The sequence below is a fragment of the bacterium genome, assembly GCA_024226335.1.
In the GTDB taxonomy this organism is placed as follows: Bacteria; Myxococcota_A; UBA9160; order SZUA-336; family SZUA-336; genus JAAELY01.
The window spans coordinates 1-1,167 of record JAAELY010000402.1; the positions used below are offsets into that span (position 1 = coordinate 1).

Genomic DNA, 1,167 nt, shown 5'->3' on the forward strand with positions numbered 1-1,167 from the left:
CCGGGAGCCCTCGCCACTGCAACGGTCGCATCGCTGGAAGCTCTTGCGCGCCTTACCTACCAGTATGTTCGGCCAGAGGACGACGCTTCGCACGACGGGCACCACACGCAAGATACCCGCGATCACGCCGAGCGCGCGCGCGATGTCATCTTCAAGGCCCTGATCGACAGGCCCGGGGCTCACGCCCAGCACGCCATGCGGGCGCTTTCCGCAGCCGAGACTTGCAAGGCCAGATCAATCCATTTCCGTCAGCTCACACACGGGAAGGCCGAGCACGACGCCGAACTGCCGATCTGGGCACCTACGGAAGTCCTGCACTTCGAACGGTGTCTCATCGCCCCCGCGAAGACAGGAGAAGCATTGTTGCGTGTTGTTCTAGCGGTGCTCTCCGATATCCAGAACAGCTTCCGTCGTCGCGATGCGACATCGCGGTCACTGGTCGTTCGCGCGGAGAACGAGCAGGAGATCCAAGAGTGGCTGACCGAGCAGATGGAGCATCGCTCTGAAGGTCGCTACCACGCTCATCGCGAGGCTCAGGTCGCAGACGGTGACAAGCCGGACATCATCATCTCCTCCACAGCGGCCTCCGTCGAGGTAGCGATCGAGATAAAGCACGGTGGGATGCCTTGGACCGTACGACAGCTCGAAAACGCCCTCGCCAAGCAGCTCGCCGTGAAGTACTTGAAGCCTATAGAACGCCGGTGGGGTGTCCTCGTGGTCACGCACCACGGCCGCTTCAGGGCTGGCAAAGAGGGCGTTCGCACACGCACTTGGCGCGACCCGGGGACCCGGACGATCTTGACCTTCCACGACCTGATAAGGCGCCTGGAGAAACTCGCGACGAAGGTTGTGAAGAACAAGTTCGGGCATGTAGAGGTTCGGACCTTTGGGATCGACGCATCCGCCCATTAATCAAGGCGCTGCAGGGCTCGAGATTCAGGATGTCCGGCCCCGAGGGCCATCGCTCGGTGGTGAGGCCTCACGGACGGTCGCCAGGTCGGTCGCTGAGCTGAGGTGGAGAGCCGCCTTGGCGATCTGGACCGGGCGCCGGCCTCCTTCGCCAGGCCTGCCTTCTCGAGGCTGAAGTCCGCCGTGTTCAAGTCGGCGGCCTTGAGGATGCCCTCGGCGTGCTTGAGGACGAGAGCTCCGGTGCGCGATGCGCAAGGA

1 protein-coding gene is annotated in these 1,167 nt (G+C 63.2%); it reads left to right on the forward strand.

Annotated features, from left to right (window positions below):
- Nucleotides 1-912: hypothetical protein (locus GY725_20140; GenBank protein ID MCP4006495.1), on the forward strand; the 912-nt coding region annotated here is incomplete at its 5' end.
- Between the last annotated feature and the right edge of the window lie 255 nt (nt 913-1,167).